This window comes from Kocuria rosea (genome assembly GCF_006094695.1).
GTDB classification, from domain to species: Bacteria; Actinomycetota; Actinomycetes; order Actinomycetales; family Micrococcaceae; genus Kocuria; species Kocuria rosea.
This window is the reverse complement of sequence record NZ_CP035103.1, coordinates 2,338,690-2,355,777: the sequence shown is the minus strand read 5'-3', so window position 1 is coordinate 2,355,777 and position 17,088 is coordinate 2,338,690. Positions and strand designations below refer to the sequence as shown.

At 75.1% G+C, this 17,088-nt stretch carries 19 protein-coding genes, 4 tRNA genes and 1 riboswitch; of the genes, 17 read left to right on the top strand and 6 right to left on the bottom strand.

Going from position 1 to position 17,088, the window contains the following annotated elements:
* Positions 1-48 precede the first annotated feature (48 nt).
* Positions 49-717 carry a DUF3000 family protein gene (locus EQG70_RS10935; RefSeq protein ID WP_017834187.1) on the bottom strand — a complete coding sequence of 223 codons (669 nt, stop codon included), beginning with the start codon at positions 715-717 and terminating at the stop codon, positions 49-51.
* Positions 718-820: 103 nt separating this feature from the next.
* Positions 821-1,255 (bottom strand): peptide-methionine (R)-S-oxide reductase MsrB, encoded by a 435-nt coding sequence (gene msrB, locus EQG70_RS10930; protein ID WP_109268775.1) that lies wholly within the window; start codon positions 1,253-1,255, stop codon positions 821-823.
* A gap of 168 nt (positions 1,256-1,423) precedes the next feature.
* Here msrB and EQG70_RS10925 point away from each other — a divergent pair, with 168 nt between their 5' ends.
* Positions 1,424-2,737 (top strand): alpha/beta hydrolase family protein, encoded by a 1,314-nt coding sequence (locus EQG70_RS10925; RefSeq protein WP_035924021.1) that lies wholly within the window; start codon positions 1,424-1,426, stop codon positions 2,735-2,737.
* 25 nt (positions 2,738-2,762) lie between these two features.
* Here EQG70_RS10925 and ybaK read toward each other — a convergent pair whose 3' ends face one another.
* The 3 genes from ybaK to EQG70_RS10910 are packed head-to-tail and all read right to left on the bottom strand — an operon-like array spanning position 2,763 to position 4,632.
* Positions 2,763-3,254 (bottom strand): Cys-tRNA(Pro) deacylase, encoded by a 492-nt coding sequence (ybaK, locus tag EQG70_RS10920; protein ID WP_035924020.1) that lies wholly within the window; start codon positions 3,252-3,254, stop codon positions 2,763-2,765.
* A 17-nt stretch (positions 3,255-3,271) separates the two neighbouring features.
* Positions 3,272-3,727 (bottom strand): SufE family protein, encoded by a 456-nt coding sequence (locus EQG70_RS10915; RefSeq protein WP_035924019.1) that lies wholly within the window; start codon positions 3,725-3,727, stop codon positions 3,272-3,274.
* Positions 3,724-4,632, bottom strand: a complete 909-nt coding sequence (locus EQG70_RS10910; RefSeq protein WP_017834192.1) for a sulfurtransferase — start codon at positions 4,630-4,632, stop codon at positions 3,724-3,726. Before EQG70_RS10910 ends, EQG70_RS10915 begins: the two co-directional genes overlap by 4 nt.
* A gap of 280 nt (positions 4,633-4,912) precedes the next feature.
* Here EQG70_RS10910 and zapE point away from each other — a divergent pair, with 280 nt between their 5' ends.
* Positions 4,913-5,974, top strand: coding sequence for a cell division protein ZapE (gene zapE, locus EQG70_RS10905; protein ID WP_017834193.1), 1,062 nt, complete (start codon positions 4,913-4,915; stop codon positions 5,972-5,974).
* 124 nt (positions 5,975-6,098) lie between these two features.
* Here the strand turns inward: zapE and EQG70_RS10900 are convergent.
* Positions 6,099-6,170: transfer RNA gene (locus EQG70_RS10900), tRNA-Val, on the bottom strand.
* Positions 6,171-6,468: 298 nt separating this feature from the next.
* Here EQG70_RS10900 and EQG70_RS10895 point away from each other — a divergent pair.
* The 15 genes from EQG70_RS10895 to hisG all read left to right on the top strand — a co-directional run bounded on the left by EQG70_RS10895 (position 6,469) and on the right by hisG (position 17,047).
* Positions 6,469-6,541, top strand: a tRNA-Gly gene (locus EQG70_RS10895).
* A gap of 60 nt (positions 6,542-6,601) precedes the next feature.
* A tRNA-Cys gene (locus EQG70_RS10890) sits at positions 6,602-6,672 on the top strand.
* Positions 6,673-6,722: 50 nt separating this feature from the next.
* Positions 6,723-6,797 (top strand) — tRNA-Val (locus tag EQG70_RS10885).
* Positions 6,798-6,961: 164 nt separating this feature from the next.
* Entirely contained in the window at positions 6,962-7,816 is an 855-nt protein-coding gene (locus EQG70_RS10880; RefSeq protein ID WP_035924018.1) for a hypothetical protein, read from the top strand.
* 74 nt (positions 7,817-7,890) lie between these two features.
* Entirely contained in the window at positions 7,891-8,463 is a 573-nt protein-coding gene (gene def / locus EQG70_RS10875) for a peptide deformylase (protein ID WP_035924017.1), read from the top strand.
* A 36-nt stretch (positions 8,464-8,499) separates the two neighbouring features.
* Positions 8,500-9,423 carry a methionyl-tRNA formyltransferase gene (gene fmt / locus EQG70_RS10870; RefSeq protein WP_035924016.1) on the top strand — a complete coding sequence of 308 codons (924 nt, stop codon included), beginning with the start codon at positions 8,500-8,502 and terminating at the stop codon, positions 9,421-9,423.
* Positions 9,420-11,009 (top strand): RsmB/NOP family class I SAM-dependent RNA methyltransferase, encoded by a 1,590-nt coding sequence (locus EQG70_RS10865; RefSeq protein WP_109268776.1) that lies wholly within the window; start codon positions 9,420-9,422, stop codon positions 11,007-11,009. The genes fmt and EQG70_RS10865 overlap by 4 nt, the downstream gene beginning before the upstream one ends.
* 31 nt (positions 11,010-11,040) lie before the next feature.
* Positions 11,041-11,706: a ribulose-phosphate 3-epimerase gene (gene rpe, locus EQG70_RS10860; protein WP_017833942.1), complete on the top strand. Its 666-nt coding sequence runs from the start codon at positions 11,041-11,043 to the stop codon at positions 11,704-11,706.
* Positions 11,707-11,761: 55 nt separating this feature from the next.
* Positions 11,762-11,925, top strand: a riboswitch (FMN riboswitch).
* 117 nt (positions 11,926-12,042) lie between these two features.
* On the top strand, positions 12,043-13,101 hold the full coding sequence (gene ribD, locus EQG70_RS10855) for a bifunctional diaminohydroxyphosphoribosylaminopyrimidine deaminase/5-amino-6-(5-phosphoribosylamino)uracil reductase RibD (RefSeq protein WP_109268777.1): 1,059 nt from the start codon (positions 12,043-12,045) through the stop codon (positions 13,099-13,101).
* An 84-nt stretch (positions 13,102-13,185) separates the two neighbouring features.
* A complete protein-coding gene (locus tag EQG70_RS10850) occupies positions 13,186-13,863 on the top strand; it encodes a riboflavin synthase (protein ID WP_095651012.1) in 678 nt (225 codons plus the stop codon).
* On the top strand, positions 13,863-14,537 hold the full coding sequence (gene ribB / locus EQG70_RS10845) for a 3,4-dihydroxy-2-butanone-4-phosphate synthase (protein ID WP_126347014.1): 675 nt from the start codon (positions 13,863-13,865) through the stop codon (positions 14,535-14,537). Before EQG70_RS10850 ends, ribB begins: the two co-directional genes overlap by 1 nt.
* Positions 14,534-15,331, top strand: a complete 798-nt coding sequence (locus EQG70_RS10840) for a GTP cyclohydrolase II (protein WP_109268778.1) — start codon at positions 14,534-14,536, stop codon at positions 15,329-15,331. Before ribB ends, EQG70_RS10840 begins: the two co-directional genes overlap by 4 nt.
* Positions 15,328-15,807 carry a 6,7-dimethyl-8-ribityllumazine synthase gene (gene ribH / locus EQG70_RS10835; RefSeq protein WP_109222602.1) on the top strand — a complete coding sequence of 160 codons (480 nt, stop codon included), beginning with the start codon at positions 15,328-15,330 and terminating at the stop codon, positions 15,805-15,807. The genes EQG70_RS10840 and ribH overlap by 4 nt, the downstream gene beginning before the upstream one ends.
* 70 nt (positions 15,808-15,877) lie before the next feature.
* Entirely contained in the window at positions 15,878-16,141 is a 264-nt protein-coding gene (locus tag EQG70_RS10830; protein WP_017833948.1) for a phosphoribosyl-ATP diphosphatase, read from the top strand.
* Positions 16,142-16,201: 60 nt separating this feature from the next.
* Positions 16,202-17,047: an ATP phosphoribosyltransferase gene (gene hisG, locus EQG70_RS10825; RefSeq protein WP_095651010.1), complete on the top strand. Its 846-nt coding sequence runs from the start codon at positions 16,202-16,204 to the stop codon at positions 17,045-17,047.
* The last annotated feature ends 41 nt before the right edge of the window (positions 17,048-17,088 follow it).

Here is a 17,088-nt window from a genome sequence, read left to right as displayed (position 1 = left end):
CGTCTTCGATTCTGTGTCGGCCCCGGCGGGGCGCGGTCGGTTCGGTGGTCAGCGGCGCGGGTGCAGCACGGTCACGCCCCGGGGGTACGGCGGCAGGCCCGCGAAGGTGCAGACCGTGTCGGCCCAGGCCGCCAGGTGCGGTGCCACGTCGGAACCGTCGGGCGTCCAGGAGGCCCGCAGCTCGACGTCGGCCCCCTCCTCCTGGTCGCCGAGCAGACCGAAGCCCTCGGCGAGGACCCGGGACGCGGTGCCGCCCTCCCGAGAATATCCGGCCCGGTGGCGTTCCAGGGCCTCGAGGAGCCAGGTCCACGCGTTCGCGCCCGCCGTGTCGTCGCAGCCGATCTCGCGGCTCGCGGCCGCGCGGGCCCAGGTGACGATGCGGAACGGTCCGCCCCACGCCGTCGGCTCGGACGGGTCGTGCAGGAGCACGAAGCGTCCCGTGGCGAGCTCGTCCTCCGGGGCGCCGGGCGCCCGGTCCGGGACGGCGGCCGCGCCGGCGTCCTGCGCCGCTGCCGGGCCGGCCGTGAGGGCCGGGGCGCGGGACGGTGCGGGCGGTCGCCGCACCTCGGCGCGCACCGCGGCCGCGAACGGCGCGAGGTGCGTCGGGGCCGGGATCGCCGTGAGCTCGACGCCCTCCCGGTGGCCGGTGCGGCGCAGCTGCTCGAGGGCGTCCTGGAAGTCCTGGTACACCTCGGTCAGGCCGTTCACCGCGCTCACACTGGAAGGGTAGGCCGTCGGGGCGTCCCGGCCCCTCGTGCCACGCCGCGAGCGCGCGATCGGCGTGGTCCCGGTCACCCCGGTCCCGTCCGGGCGGGACCGCTCAGGAGCCGGCGGGCACGAGGCGGACGGAGACGGAGTTGATGCAGTACCGGAGATCCGTGGGGGTCGGGAAGCCCTCGCCGCCGAAGACGTGGCCCATGTGCGAGTCGCAGGCGGCGCACCGGACCTCCACCCGCTCCATGCCCAGGGCGGTGTCCTTGATGTAGCGGACCCGGTCCTCGGCCAGCGGCGCGTAGAAGGAGGGCCAGCCGCAGTGCGCGTCGAACTTGGTGTCGGAGCGGAAGAGCTCCGCCCCGCACGCGCGGCACTCGTAGACGCCCTCGGCCTTCGTCTCCCAGTACTCGCCGGTGAAGGGCCGCTCCGTGCCCGCCTCGCGCAGCACGTGGTACTCCTCCGGGGACAGGATGGAGCGCCAGTCCTCCTCGGTCCGTCCGGTGGCGTCGGGGCGTTCGCCGTGCCTGGTGGTCTCGCTCATGGTGTGATCCTCCGGGATGTGGTCGGTGCTCCGGGCGGCGGTCCCCGCACGGGGCCCGCCCGGCGGTCCGCACGGGGCGGCGCGGGGCCTGCGGGGCGCGGACCGCCCGGCCAGCACAACGACGCGTCCCTCCCGGTTATGCCCGGGCTGCGTGGAAGACTGGGGGGCATGCCCCGTCGCCCCCTGCCGGTCCCCGCCGCCCCCGAGCCCCAGTCCGCGACGCAGTGGGCGCGCGGCGCCGTGGTGGGCGCGGCCGTCACGGTGGGGGCGGCGTCCCTGTCCTTCGGGCTCTCGAGCGCGGCGGCCGCCTACTTCGCGCGGCAGGTGGTGGTCCCGCCGAAGTACCGCTCCGAGGACCTGCAGATCCTCGGCGTCACCCGTACCGGCGAGGACGGCGACCCGTCCGCGACGACTCTCGTGCGGCTCCCCGCCACGGTGGACACCACCGTGGCGGGGACCTACAGCCTGCGCTTCGACGCGGGCCGCGGTCACGCCCGGATCGGCGCCATCCGCTCCTACTCCCCCCGGGAGGGCACCGTGACCCGGGTGGTCGAGGAGGTCTACTCGGGGGACCTCTCCCGGGCGACCCGCGGCTTCTGGTCCGGGACGGTCTACCCGGACCCCGGGGCGGCGGGCCTGCCGTTCGAGGAGGTGGAGATTCCGATCGAGGTCGGGCCGGCGCCCTGCTGGGTGGTCCCCGCGGAGGGCGGGCCGACCCCGGAGGGTGAGCGGCCCCGGGTGCTCCCGGGTCCGTGGGCGATCATGGTGCACGGGCGCGGCGCCAACCGGATGGAGACGGTCCGTGCCGTGCCGGTGGCGCGGGAGCTCGGGCTGACCTCCCTGCTGATCTCCTACCGCAACGACCGGGAGGCGCCGCCCACGCACGACTTCCGGTACGGGCTGGGCTTCACGGAGTGGAAGGACGTGCAGACGGCGATCAGCTACGCGAAATCCCGCGGCGCCACCCAGATCGTGCTCTTCGGCTGGTCCATGGGCGGGGCGATCTCGCTGCAGACGGCTGACCTGTCCTTCTACCGGGACGACATCGCGGCCCTCGTGCTCACCGGCCCGGTGGTCGACTGGTTCGAGCTGATCGCCCACCACTCCCGCTCCCGCCGGATCCCCTCGGGGATCGGCCGGCTGGCCACGAACCTGATCTCCCACCCGGCGGGGCGGATGCTGACCGGTCTCGCCGCTCCGGTGGACCTCCAGGCCCTCGACTGGCTCTCCCGGTCCGAGCACCTGCGCACGCCCACCCTGGTGCTGCACTCCGTGGACGACGAGTTCGTCCCGGCCGCCAGCTCCCGCCGGCTCGCGGAGCTCAACCGGCTCGTGGAGTTCGTGCCCTTCGCCCGCGCCCGGCACACCAAGGAGTGGAACGTGGACCCGCAGCGCTGGGAGGACGCCGTGCGGCGCTGGCTGCCCGCCCGGCTGGCCCAGGACGCCAGGACCCTCGGGCCCGTGCGCGCGCAGCGGAGCTGAGGTCCGGTCCGGACCGCGGCGCGGGTCAGGAGCGCAGCGCGGCGGTGCGCCCGCCCGTGAGCCGCAGCAGCTCGGCCGGGGGCAGCTCGACGTCGAGCCCGCGCCGCCCGCCGGAGACGAGGACCGTGGGCCATGCCTCCGCGGAGTCGTCGAGCAGGGTGGGGGAGGGTGTCTTCTGCCCGAGGGGCGAGATCCCGCCCACCACGTAGCCGGTGCGCCGCTCCGCGAGCCGGGGCTCGGCCAGGGCGGCCCGCTTCCAGCCCAGGGCGGCCGCGGCCGCGCGCAGGGACAGCCGCGCGGAGACGGGCAGCACCGCGACCGCCCAGTCCCGCTCGTGCACGACCAGCAGCGTCTTGAACACCTGGTCCGGGTCGCGCCCCAGCGCGGCGGCGGCCTCCAGCCCGTAGGACGCGGCCGCAGGGTCGTGGGCGTACTCGTGCACGGTGAAGGCCACGCGCTCCCGCGCCAGGAGCGCGACGGCTGCGGTGGGGCCCGCACCGCGGGACGCCTTCGCCATGCCGGTGCCCCGGGGCCTCAGGCGTCCTGGAGCTCGCGGACGCGCCGCTTGATCCGGGCCAGCATCGCGGACATCCCGCGCATCCGCAGGGGCGAGACCAGCTGGGTGAGCCCGAAGCGCTCCGGCAGGTCGTCGGGGACGTCCAGGACCTGCTGGGCCGGGAGCCCGTCGAGGCCCTCGTGCAGGATCGAGGCGAAGCCGCGGGTGGTCGGGGCCTCCGCCGGGGCGGAGAAGAACAGCCGCACCGGGGCGCCGGGGCCGGGGACGGCGCCCTCCTCCCACTCGACGGTCAGGAACAGCGGCGACTGGCACTCGACCACCTGCTCGAGCTCCTCCGGGTGCTCGCCCAGGCGGTCCGGCAGCGCCGGCAGGGAGCGGGAGAAGTCGAGCAGCAGCTCGAGCTTGTCCTCCTGCGGCACGGCCGTGAAGTCCGCGACGAGCTCCTCGAGCTGGGCGGGCAGGGCCCCGCTCATCGGGCCGACCCCGGGACCTCGCCGGGCTCCTCGCCGCGGACGATCGGCACGCGCACGGAGTTGCCCCACTCGGTCCAGGAGCCGTCGTAGTTGCGTACCCTGTCGTAGCCCAGCAGGTGCTTGAGCACGAACCACGTGTGGCTGGAGCGCTCGCCGATGCGGCAGTACGCGATGATGTCGTCGTCGGGGGAGAGTCCGACCTCGTCGCGGTAGATCGCCTCGAGCTCCTCGCGCGAGCGGAACGTGGCGTCCTCGGCGGCGGCCCGCGCCCACGGCACGGACGCCGCGGTCGGGATGTGCCCGCCGCGCAGCGTGCCCTCCTGGGGGTACTCGGGCATGTGCGTGCGCTCGCCCGTGTACTCCGGCAGGGACCGGACGTCGATCAGCGGCTGCTCGCCCAGGTGGGCCAGCACGTCCTCTTGGAAGGCGCGGATCGGGGCGTCGTCGCGCTCGACCACGGGGTAGTCGGCGCGCTCGGGCACGACCTTCTCCGTGGACAGCTCACGGCCCTCGGCGACCCACTTGTCCCGCCCGCCGTTCATGAGCCGCACGTCCGGGTGGCCGAACAGCTCGAACACCCACAGCGCGTAGGCGGCCCACCAGTTGGACTTGTCCCCGTAGACCACGATCGTGGTGTCGCGGGAGATGCCCTTGCGCGCCATGAGCTCGGCGAACTCCGCGGCGTCGACGTAGTCCCGGGTGTCGGGACGGTTCAGGTCGGTGTGCCAGTCGATCTTCACGGCGCCGGGCACGTGGCCGGTCTCGTAGAGCAGGACGTCCTCGTCCGACTCGACCACGACGACCCCGGGGTCGTCCCGGTGCTCGGCGACCCACTGGGTGGACACGAGTCGTTCGGGGTGCGCGTACTGCGCGAATTCTTCGTTGTTCTCCACGGCAACGCCCATGGGGACTCCTTCCGGGGTGGGGATCAGGGGAACGGGTCCTCGCGGACCGGCTTCCCCTCCAGGGTAGTGGTCCCGGCGGCGGACCGCCCCCGCCGGGGAGCCGCCGGGGCCCCGGCCCGGCCCTGCCGCGACCCCGTCGCGGCGGTGCCGCCGCCCTGATGACGCGGCGGGCGCGTCCCGGGCGACGGGGAGCCGGTAAAATCGCCGGAGCACGCGCGTGCGCCGCTCGGCGCGCCGAACCAGCGAACCGCCGGGCGCGGCGGACAGAGAGGTCTCCCAAGTGAGCATCCAGATCGAACACCTCACCGAGCGGCGCCCCCAGGTGTCGGCCGACGAACTGCTGTCGGCGTTCCGGCCCTCGGAGCGCTTCGGGGAGGTCTCGTTCGACACCTACCGCCCCGACCCGCAGCAGCCGTCCCAGGCGGAGGCGGTGCGGGAACTGCGGAAGTTCGCGGAGTCCGTCAACCGCTCGACCGGCTCCGGCGGCGGGTTCTTCACGAAGCTCTTCGGCGGGGGCCCCCGCAAGGACGAGGTCCGGACGGGGATCTACCTCGACGGCGGCTTCGGGGTGGGCAAGACCCACCTGCTCGCGTCCCTGTGGCACGCGGTCCCCGGTCCCAAGGCGTTCGGCACCTTCGTGGAGTACACCAACCTCGTGGGGGCCCTGACCTTCCGCAAGGCCGTCGACGCCCTGAGCGCCTACAGCCTCGTGTGCATCGACGAGTTCGAGCTCGACGACCCCGGGGACACGGTCCTCATGTCCCGGCTGATGCGCGAGCTCGCCGACTCCGGCGTGCGGATCGCGGCGACGTCCAACACCCTGCCCGGATCGCTCGGCGAGGGCCGCTTCGCCGCGCAGGACTTCCAGCGGGAGATCCAGGTGCTGGCCGACCAGTTCGAGGTGCTGCGCATCGACGGCGAGGACTTCCGCCACCGGGGCCTGCCGCAGGCCCCGGCGCCGCTGTCCGACGGCGAGCTCGACCGGGCCGTGGAGGAGCACTTCCCGGGCCGCGTCGTGGCCGCCGACCGGTTCGCCGACCTCGTGGAGCACCTCGCGAGCGTGCACCCCTCCCGGTACCGCAAGCTCCTCGAGGGGATCGACGCCGTGGTCTGGCGCGACGTGCACACCATCGAGCAGCAGGCCGTCGCCCTGCGCTTCGTGGTGCTGGCGGACCGGCTCTACGACAAGAACCTGCCGATCATCGCCTCCGGCCGGCCCTTCGACGAGGTCTTCACGGCCGAGATGATGGCCGGCGGCTACCAGAAGAAGTACTTCCGCGCCGTCTCCCGCCTCACGGCGCTGGCCCGCGAGGGCATCCTCGGGGACGTCTCCGCGGTCTGAGCGCCCGCACCCCCTCCGGGCGCCGCGGCGCCCGGAGGGACGGGCCCGCGCGTCGTCAGGGCGCACCGACGACGACAGAGGGCCCCGGCTGGAATTCCAGCCGGGGCCCTCTGTGCACTGCTCGTGCGCGATACTGGGTTCGAACCAGTGACCTCTTCGGTGTGAACGAAGCGCGCTACCACTGCGCCAATCGCGCTCACTGCTCGAAAACCATAACCCACATCCCGGCCGCGGGCCAATTCGGGGGCGGGCACGGGCCGCCGGCACCCACCGCGCCGCGGCTCCCCGGGGGATTTGGCGTTTCGGAAAAAGGTCCCGTAAAGTCTCCACCTGTCAGGAACACCGACGGGTTCCGGCGAACGGAGCGGCTGCGAGGCCGCCCGGAACAGCGATCCCGTCGAAATTTGCACGCCCCGGACCGGCGCGAACACCGCCGGAACGGTTGTGCTAGAGTTCCTGATCGGAAGATCGAGAGATCGACCGAAGCAAGACATGCGGACGTAGCTCAGCTGGTAGAGCACCACCTTGCCATGGTGGATGTCGCGGGTTCGACTCCCGTCGTCCGCTCGCAGTGATCGGCATGAACGATGTCGTGACCGACGGCCCTGTCCGCAAGGACCAGGTCCCGGTGGGGTGGCCGAGTGGTTAGGCAGCGGCCTGCAAAGCCGTCTACGCGGGTTCGAATCCCGTCTCCACCTCGGTGCACACCCACCACGCTTGACGGTCTCCCTCGGGAACCGCCGGTCGAGCGCGATTGGCGCAGCGGTAGCGCGCTTCCCTGACACGGAAGAGGTCACTGGTTCGATCCCAGTATCGCGCACCACCTGGAAGGCCCCGGCTCCACGAGCCGGGGCCTTCGTCGTGCCCGGACACGGCACCGCCCGCCGGGCCCCGTGTCCGAGGCGGTCGGTAGCCTGCGGGGCAGGACCCGGAGCACCGGGACCGCCCCGGGCCCCGGGGCGAGGCGAGGGAGAGGCGACGAGCAGCGTGACACAGCCCAGGCTGGCGGAACAGACCGAGTACGGGCGGATGTACGCGAGGTCCGTGGCGGACCAGGCGACCGTCCCCTCCATCACCACGGTCCTCTCCCGGGCCGCCACGGACCTGGACGGGTGGTACGGCTACTCCGCCGCGCAGGCCGCCGTGCGGGACGACCGGCTGCGCGCGGCCCTGGGCTCGCCGGCCCAGCTGCGCGCCGTGGTGCGCGACGCGGCCAAGGCCGCCGAGCGGCACCGCGACGAGGCCGCCGCGCGCGGGGACCGCGTGCACACCTACGCCGAGCAGATCGCCCTGCGGGCCCTCGGCCGGCCCCACCGGGCCGCGGAGGCGCGGGCCGCGCTGGCCGAGCACGGCGAGGAGCGCTTCGCCTCGCGCTTCGACGAGTGGTGGGACCTCTACGCCCCGGAGCCGCTGGCGGTGGAGGTCACGGTGTGGAACTCCACCGTGGGCTACGCGGGGACCCTCGACCTCGTGGCCCGGATCGCGGGCAAGGTGTGCCTGATCGACTACAAGACGAAGGGCACGGACCGGGACGGGCGCGTGAAGTCCCTGGACCCCAAGGTCGTGACCCAGCTCGTGGCCGGGCTCAAGGCGGAGGAGTCCCTCGTGGACGCGGACGCCGGCACCTGGGAGCCGTGGGCGTACGGCGGCGCGGACCTGCTGCTGGGCGTGGCGGTCGGCGAGACGGAGGTCGTGCCCGTGCAGGCCGTCCCGGCGGTGCTCGAGCAGCACTGGTACAAGTTCTGCGCCCTGCACCGGCTGTGGACCCAGGAGACGGCCCTCGCCGCGGCCGGCCCCGCCCTGCGCCCCGTGCCGCCCCCGCCGCTGCGCGAGCAGGCGTAGGCCGGGAGCGCCCCGCGTGCCCGCGGGGGGATGGGCGGCCCGTAGACTTGCCGGGTCGAGAGCGAGGTCCCGCCATGTCCGTCCTGCCCATCCGCACCATCGGTGATCCCGTCCTGCGCACGCGCGCGGAGGAGGTCACGGCCTTCGACGACGCCCTGCGCCGGCTCGTCGCCGACATGCACGAGACGATGCTGGACGTCGGCGGCGTCGGCCTCGCCGCGCCCCAGGTGGGCGTCAGCGTGCGGCTGTTCACCTGGGCGGTCGAGGGCGGCGCGGGACACGTGGTCAACCCGGTCCTGGAGGTGGGCGAGGAGCCCCAGGAGGGCGGCGAGGGCTGTCTCTCCGTCCCGGGCCTGGCCTACGACACCCCGCGCCGGAACTGGGCCCGGGTCACCGGCCTCGACCAGCACGGCGCCCCCGTGACCGTCGAGGGCACCGGCCTGCTGGCGCGCTGCCTGCAGCACGAGACCGACCACCTGGACGGGCGGCTCTACGTCGACCGGCTGACCGGCGCCGAGAAGCGGGACGCGATGCGGGCCATCCGCGCCGCCGGCTACGACGGCGTGGTGCGCGGCGTGGCCGGGCAGCGCGCCGCGCACGTGGGCACCTCCTTCGGCGCCGGCTCCTTCGGCGCCGGCCCGGCCTGAATCCCACCCCCCCCGTCCCCACCCGTCAGGAGAGCCGTGAAGATCCTCTACGCCGGCACGCCGTCCGTCGCCGTGCCGCCCCTGGTCCACCTGGCCGAGCGGCCCGACGTCGAGATCGTGGCCGTCCTCACACGCACCGACGCCCCCGTGGGGCGCAAGAAGGTGCTCACCCCCTCGCCCGTGGCCGAGGAGGCCGGGCGGCGGGGCCTGCCCGTGCTCAAGGCCAACCGGGTGGACGCCGAGCTGGCCGAGCGGATCCGGGACCTGGGCGCGGACGTTGCCGCCGTCGTCGCCTACGGGGCCCTGGTCCCGCAGGCGGCCCTGGACGCCGTGCCGCACGGCTGGATCAACCTGCACTTCTCCCTGCTGCCGCAGTGGCGCGGCGCCGCCCCCGTCCAGCGGGCCCTGATGGCCGGGGACACGGTGGTCGGGGCCAGCACCTTCCTGCTGGAGGCCGGCCTGGACACCGGGCCCGTCCTCGGCACGATGACCGACGAGGTCCGTCCCGACGACACGGCCGGGACGGTCCTGGAGCGCCTGTCCCGCACCGCGGCGCCGCTGCTGGCGGACTCCCTGCGCGCCGTGGTCGACGGCTCCGCCCGCCCGGCCCCGCAGCAGGGCGACGTGACCCACGCCCCGAAGCTCACCGCCGAGGACGGGCGGGTCCGCTGGTCGGACCCCGCCGTGGCCGTGGCCCACCGGGTGCGTGGGGCGACCCCCGAGCCCGGGGCGTGGACCCGGCTCGACGAGCGCCGGCTCAAGCTCGACCTCGTGCTGCCCCGGCCCGACGTCCGGGATCTCGCCCCGGGCCGGTGCGTCCTGCGCGGGGACGCCGTGCTCGTGGGCACGGGCTCGTACGCCGTCCAGCTCACCCGGGTGCAGCCGGCGGGGAAGAAGACCATGGAGGCCACCGCCTGGGCGCGGGGCCGCAGCACGGAAGAGGAAGTGGTGTTCCAGTGAGCGGGCACGAGGACAGGCAGGGCGGAGACCGGCGGGGCGACCGCGACCGGCGACCGGGAGGCCCGCGGCGCAGCGCGAGGGGCCACGAGCGCAACCGGCGGGCGCAGTCCGACCGCGCCTTCTCCTCGTCGGCGCCCGCGGGGCGCACGCGGCGGGCCGATCCGGCCCGGCTGGCGGCGTTCGAGACCCTGCGCGCGGTGTCCGAGGAGGGCGCCTACGGCAACCTCGTGCTCCCCAAGCTGGTCCGGGCCCACCGCCTGGACCGGCGGGACGCGGGCTTCGCCACGGAGCTGGCCTACGGGGCGCTGCGCTGGCAGGGCACCTGGGACGCCGTGCTGGCCCGGTGCGTCGACCGGCCCCTGGGCGAGCTCGACGGGGCGGTGCTGGACGCCCTGCGCCTGGGCACCCACCAGCTGCTCGCGATGCGGGTGCCCGACCACGCGGCCCTCGACCAGACGGTGGGCCTCGTCCGGGCCGTCATCGGCGCGGGCCCCGGCGGGCTCGTCAACGCGGTGCTGCGCAAGGTCGCGGCCCGGGACCTGCCCGCGTGGATCGCGGAGCTGACCGCCGAGGCCGTCGACGAGACCGCCCGCCTGGGCCTGGCCCACGCCCACCCGGCGTGGGTGGTCCGGGCCCTGCGCCAGGCGCTCACCGCCCACGGGCGGGACGCCGCCGAGCTCGAGGCGCTGCTCGAGGCGGACAACGCCGCCCCCGTGGTCAACCTCGTGGCCCTGCCCGGTCTCGGCGACCTCGACGAGGCCCTCGCCGCCGGCGCGGAGCAGGGGACGCTCGTCCCGGGCTCGGCGCTGAGCAGCGGCGGCGACCTGCACCGGCTCGCCTCCGTCCGGGAGGGCGGGGTCCGCGTCCAGGACGCCGGGTCCCAGCTCGTCGCCCGCGCCCTGCTCGCCGCCGGCCAGGACGCCGACGGCGGCGCCGGGGGCGGGCGCTGGCTGGACATGTGCGCCGGCCCGGGCGGGAAGGCGGCCCTGCTGGCGGCGCTCGCCGACCGGCAGGGGGCGCACCTGACGGCCAACGAGGTGGCCCCGCACCGGGCCGAGCTCGTGCGCCGGGCCCTGCGGCCGGTCCCGGAGCGCGCCTGGACGGTGCGCACGGGGGACGGGCGCGCCGCCGACGAGCTGCTCGGAGGCCGCCCCGTCGAGGAGGCCGGCTTCGACCGGGTCCTCGTCGACGCCCCGTGCACCGGCCTCGGGGCGCTGCGCCGCCGCCCGGAGTCGCGCTGGCGGCGCACCCCTCGCGACCTGGCGGAGCTCGGGCCGCTGCAGCGGGAGCTGCTGCACGCCGCCCTGGACGTCGCCCGCCCCGGCGGCCTGGTCGCCTACGCGACCTGCTCCCCGCACGCGGCCGAGACCCTCGCCGTGGTCCAGGACGTGCTGGCCCGCCGCGAGGACGCCGAGCTGGTCGACGCCCTGGCGCCGGTCCGGGCCGCGGCCCTGCCCGGCAGCCTCGACGGGGACCGCGACCCGTCCCGCCCGTGGGCGGGGGAGTCCGGCCCCGCGACCGTCCAGCTGTGGCCGCACGTCCACGGCACGGATGCCATGTTCCTGGCCCTGCTGCGCAAGCGCTGAGCCCCCGACCGCCCGACCACCAGGAGTCCCCGTGCCCCGCACCTGCATCCACCCCTCGATCCTCTCCGCCGACTTCGTCAACCTCGAGACCGAGCTGGGCCGGATCGCCGCCGCCGACGCCGTGCACGTGGACGTCATGGACAACCACTTCGTCCCGAACCTGACGCTGGGCATGCCCCTCGTGGAACGGATCCTCGCCGTCAGCCCCCTCCCGCTGGACGTGCACCTGATGATCGAGGACGCGGACCGCTGGGCCGCGGGCTACGCCGAGCTCGGCTGCGAGTCGGTCACCTTCCACGCCGAGGCCGCGCGCGCCCCGCTGAAGCTGGCCCGCGAGCTGCGCGCCCACGGCGCCCGCGCCGGGATGGCCCTGCGTCCCGCGACCCCCGTGGAGCCGTACCTCGACCTGCTGCCCGAGCTGGACATGCTCCTGGTCATGACGGTGGAGCCCGGCTTCGGCGGCCAGGCCTTCCTCGACGTCACGCTGCCGAAGATCCGCCGGGCCGCCGAGGCGATCCGGGCCGGCGGGGGACGGGTGGCGCTGCAGGTGGACGGCGGGATCACGGAGGAGACCATCGTGCGGGCCGCGGAGGCCGGGGCGGACACGTTCGTGGCGGGCTCCGCCGTCTACGGCGCGGAGGACCCCGGGGCCGCGATCACGGCCCTGCGCGGGGCGGCCCGCTCCGCGCAGTCCTGAGCCGGCCGGCCGCGGGCCGCCGCGGGCACGGCCTGTGACATAATCGGGGCACGAACAACGTGTTCCGGGGTCGGTGGAAGTCCGAACCGGCGGTCACAGTCCGCGAACCGGACGACCACGTCCCTGCGGGCGCCCAGCGCCCGCACCGACGGGTCGCCCGGCCGAACCGGTGGAACTCCGGTACCGACAGTCACAGTCTGGATGGAAGGCAACACGTTCAACGGCCCTCGTGGCGTGCCGTCGACGGCACCCGCCACGGCGCCGTCCGGACCCGTGGGTCCCGACGGCGGCACCGTTGTCCTGCGCCCCGGTTCCGCCCCGGGAAAGGACGACGTGATGGACCCGCAGCACCGGACCGGCGACGACGCCGAGCGCTCGGTCATGCGGACCGCCCTGCACGCGGCGGCGCGCGGCCCGCGCGGGGCCAACCCTCTCGTCGGAGCCGTCCTCGTCGACGCCGAGGGGCGGATCCTGCACGTCGGCCACCACCGCGGGGCGGGCACCGTCCACGCCGAGGTCGACGTCCTGGAGCGCGCCGGGTCCGCCGGCACCGACCTCCGGGGCACCACCATGTACGTCACCCTCGAGCCGTGCAACCACTGGGGCCGCACCGGCCCGTGCGCCGAGGCGATCGTGGAGGCCGGTGTGCCCCGCGTGGTCTACGGCGCCCCCGACCGCACCGCCGCCGCCGCCGGCGGAGCCGCCACCCTGCGCGCCGCGGGCCTCGAGGTCCGCTCGGGGCTGCTGGCCGAGGAGGCCGAGCGGCTCAACGACCGCTGGGGCGAGACCGTGCGCGCCCAGCGCCCGTTCGTGACCCTGAAGGTCGCCCAGAGCCTCGACGCCCGGATCGCCGCCGCGGACGGGACCAGCCGGTGGATCACGTCGTCGTCGGCCCGCGAGCACGGGCACGATTTGCGCGCCCGCGCCGACGCGGTCCTCGTGGGCAGCGGCACGGTCCTGGCCGACGACCCCCGGCTCACCGCCCGTACCGGCGACGGCGGCGTGGTCCCGCGGCAGCCCCTGCGCGTGGCCATGGGCCTGCGCCCCGTGCCCCGGGACGCCGCGATCCGCGGGACCGACGGTCGGTTCCGGCACGTCGCCACCCACGACCCCCACTCCGCCCTGGCCGAGCTCTACGACGCCGGCGTGCGCCACGTGCTGATCGAGGGCGGGGCCACCGTCGCCGCCGGCTTCCTGCGCGCGGGGCTCGTCGACGAGCTCAGCCTCTACCAGGCGCCCCTCGTGCTCGGGGCGGGACGGCCCGCCTTCGAGGAGCTGGGCATCGGCACCCTCGCGGACGCCTCCCGGTGGCGGCTCGACCCCGCCGGCGGCGGGCCCGTGCAGCAGCTCGGCCCCGACCTGTGGATCCACCTGCGGCCCGTCCCGCCGGACTGAGCGGGCCGCCGGCCCCGAAGACCGACCGACAGACAGACAGACAGACAGAGTCAGAGACCAGGACAGAGACAGAGGTAGCACCGCATGTTCACAGGAATCGTCGCCGGCCAGGGCACCGTGCGCTCGGTCGACCCCCGCCCCGACGGCACGAGCGCCCGCCTCCTCGTGGACGCCGGCCCGCTCGTGGCCGACCTGCCGCACGGCGGCTCCCTCGCCGTCAACGGGGTCTGTCTCACGGCCACGCGCACCGAGGAGATCGGCCCCGGGCAGTTCCTGGCCGACGTCATCGGCGAGACGCTCGTGCGCACCAACCTCGGGGCGCTGGCCGCCGGGGACACCGTGAACCTGGAGCGCTGCGTGCCCGCCGGCGGGCGGCTGGACGGGCACGTGGTCCAGGGCCACGTCGACGGCACGGGCACGGTCACGGTCCGCGAGGACCTGGGGGAGTGGGAGCGGGTCCGGGTCGCCGTGCCCGCCGAGCTCGCCCCGTTCCTCGCCGAGAAGGGGTCGGTCGCCGTGGACGGCGTGTCCCTCACGGTGACGGCGGTCAGCGCCCCCGGTGCCGGGGAGCACTGGTTCGAGGTCGGGCTCATCCCGGCCACCCTCGCCGAGACCACCCTCGGACGCCGCCCCGTCGGCGCGTCCGTCAACCTCGAGGTCGACGTCCTCGCGAAGTACGCCCAGCGCCTGCTGGCCTTCGCCCGGACCGACAGCACCCCGGCGCCGGAGACGGCCCGGACCACGGCAGGAGAAGGAGCATGATGCGGACCAGCAGCACCCACGAGGGGACCGGCCGCGGGGGCGACGGGGCGACCGGGGAGATCCGGCTCGACCCCGTGGGGGCGGCCGTCGAGGCCATGGCCCAGGGACGGCCCGTCGTCGTCGTGGACGACGCCGACCGGGAGAACGAGGGCGACATCGTCTTCGCGGCCGAGCACGCCACGCCCGCGCTGATGGGCTTCACCATCCGGCACAGCTCCGGGGTCGTCTGCGTGCCCATGACCGGGGCGCGGGCCGACGCGATGCGGCTGCCCCCGATGGTCGACGTCAACGAGGACTCGAAGGGCACCGCCTACACCGTCACGTGCGACGCCCGCCTCGGGGTGAGCACTGGCATCAGCGCCGCCGACCGCGCGCTCACCGCCCGGGTGCTGGCCGACCCCGCGGCCGGGCCCGGGGACATCACCCGGCCCGGGCACGTGCTGCCCCTCCGGGCCGCCGAGGGCGGGGTCGCCGTGCGCCGCGGGCACACCGAGGCCGCCGTCGAGCTGTGCTCCCTCGCCGGGCTCGAGCCGGTCGGCGTGATCGCCGAGCTCGTCCACGACGAGGGCGAGATGATGCGGCTGCCCGCCCTGCGCGCCTTCGCCGACCGGCACGGCATCCCGCTCGTGAGCATCGAGGACCTGGCGGCGCAGCTGCAGGAGGACCGCCGATGAGGCCGGACGCCCCCTTGGTCAGCTCCGAGCCCGTGGTGGTGCCCACGCCCGAGGGCCGGTTCGAGGTCATCGGCTGGCAGCTGCCGGGCGGGCCCGGGGACGCGGTCGCCGAGCACCTCAGCCTCACCGCGCCCTCCTCGGACCGCGTGCCCGTGGGCCGGCCCCCGCTCGTGCGGCTGCACTCCGAGTGCCTCACGGGGGACGTCTTCGGCTCCTACCGGTGCGACTGCGGGCCCCAGCTGCACCTGGCGCTGCGCCGGATCTCCGACGACGGCGGCACCCTCATCTACCTGCGCAACCACGAGGGCCGGGGGATCGGGCTGGTGAACAAGCTGCGCGCCTACAAGCTCCAGGACGGCGGGGCGGACACGGTCGAGGCGAACGAGCTGCTCGGCCTGCCCGCCGACGCCCGGGACTACACCGCCGCGGCGGCCATCCTGCACCGGCTCGGGCTGACCCGGATCCGGCTGCTGAGCAACAACCCCGCCAAGGCCGAGCGCCTGGCCGACCTGGGGATCGAGGTGGTCGCCATGGTGCCCAACGAGGTGCCGGCCCGCCCGGAGAACCACGACTACCTCGTCACCAAGCGGGACCGCATGCGGCACCGCCTGCGCCACGTCGACGACCCCACCGCCCACCGCGGCCCCGCGGCGGAGCCCGCCAGCCGGACCGACCGCACCACCGACCGCACGACCGACCGTACGTACGACAGCACCACCGACAGCACCACCGACAGCACCACCGACAGCACCACCGACAGCACCACCAACGGCACAGGAGACCACACCCCATGAGCGGACACGGCGCCCCCGACATCGACCTCAGCACCGACGACGCGAGCGGCCTGCGCGTCGCCGTCGTCGCCTCCAGCTGGCACACCGAGATCATGGACGGGCTGGTCGACGGCGCCCGCCGTGCGCTCGCCGACGCCGGCGTGCGGGACGCGCCGGTCGTGCGCGTGCCCGGCAGCTTCGAGCTGCCCGTCGCTGCGGCCCGCCTCGCCCCGGGCCTCGACGCCGTGGTGGCCCTCGGCGTGGTCGTGCGCGGCGGCACCCCGCACTTCGACTACGTGTGCTCGGCGGCCACGCAGGGCCTCACGGACGTGTCGGTGCGCACCGGCGTGCCCGTGGGCTTCGGCGTGCTCACGTGCGACACCGAGCAGCAGGGCCTGGACCGCGCCGGGCTCGAGGGCTCCCACGAGGACAAGGGCTACGAGGCCACGGCCGCCGCGGTGCGCACCGCGCTGCTGCTGCGCTCCCTCGGGGTCTGAGCCCCGTCCCGCGGGGCGTGCGGGCCCGCGCCGGTCCGGAGGCCGTCGCGGACCCATTACCCTGGTAGTCGTGAAAACCTTCGAGACCCTCTTCGCCGAGATCAGCGACAAAGCCGTGACCCGACCGGAGGGCTCCGGCACGGTCCGGGAGCTCGACACCGGCGTGCACGGCATCGGCAAGAAGGTCGTCGAGGAGGCCGCCGAGGTCTGGATGGCCTGCGAGTACGAGACCTCGGAGCAGGCCGCGGAGGAGATCTCGCAGCTGCTCTACCACGTGCAGGTGATGATGGTCGCGAAGGGTCTGCGGCTCGAGGACGTCTACCGCCACCTCTGAGCCCCCCGCCGCACCGTCCGTCCCCGCCCCACCGAACTCCCTGAGCCGAGAAGGAACCCCATGCTGCGTGTCGCAGTGCCCAACAAGGGCGCCCTGTCCGAGTCCTCCGTCACCATGCTCAAGGAGGCCGGCTACCGGCAGCGGCGGGACTCCCGCGAGCTGGTGCTCGTGGACCCCGAGAACAACGTCGAGTTCTTCTACCTGCGCCCCCGGGACATCGCGGTGTACGTGGGCGGGGGCATCCTCGACGTCGGGATCACCGGCCGGGACCTGCTCCTGGACTCCGGGGCCCACGCCGACGAGGACCTCGGGCTGGACTTCGCCCGCTCCACGTTCCGGTTCGCGGGCCCGGCGGGCGAGTTCTCCTCGATCACCGAGCTGGCGGGCCGGCGGATCGCCACGAGCTACGACGGCCTGCTGCGCGACTACCTCGCCGAGCAGGGCGTGGAGGCCTCCGTGGTCCGCCTCGACGGCGCCGTGGAGTCCTCCATCCGGCTGGGCGTGGCGGACGCGATCGCCGACGTCGTGGAGACCGGCAACACCCTGCGCGCCGCGGGCCTGCAGGTCTTCGGCGACCCCATCATGACCTCCGAGGCGCTGCTCATCCGCAGCCGTGCGGCCGGGGAGCCCGAGGGCCTGGCCGTGCTCCGGCGGCGCCTGCAGGGCGTGCTCGTGGCCCGGCAGTACGTGCTGATGGACTACGACGTTGCCGAGGAGTACGTCGAGGCCGCCACCCGGATCACCCCCGGCATGGAGGGGCCCACCATCTCCCGGCTCGGCCGCGGCAACGCCTGGGCCGTGCGCGCCATGGTCCCCAAGTCCGAGACCAACAAGGTCATGGACGCCCTCTACGACGTCGGGGCCCGCGCCATCCTGGTCTCCCCGATCCAGGCCGCCCGGATCTGACCCCCTTCCCGCCCCATCCCCGCAGCCGAGGAGGTGCCGCC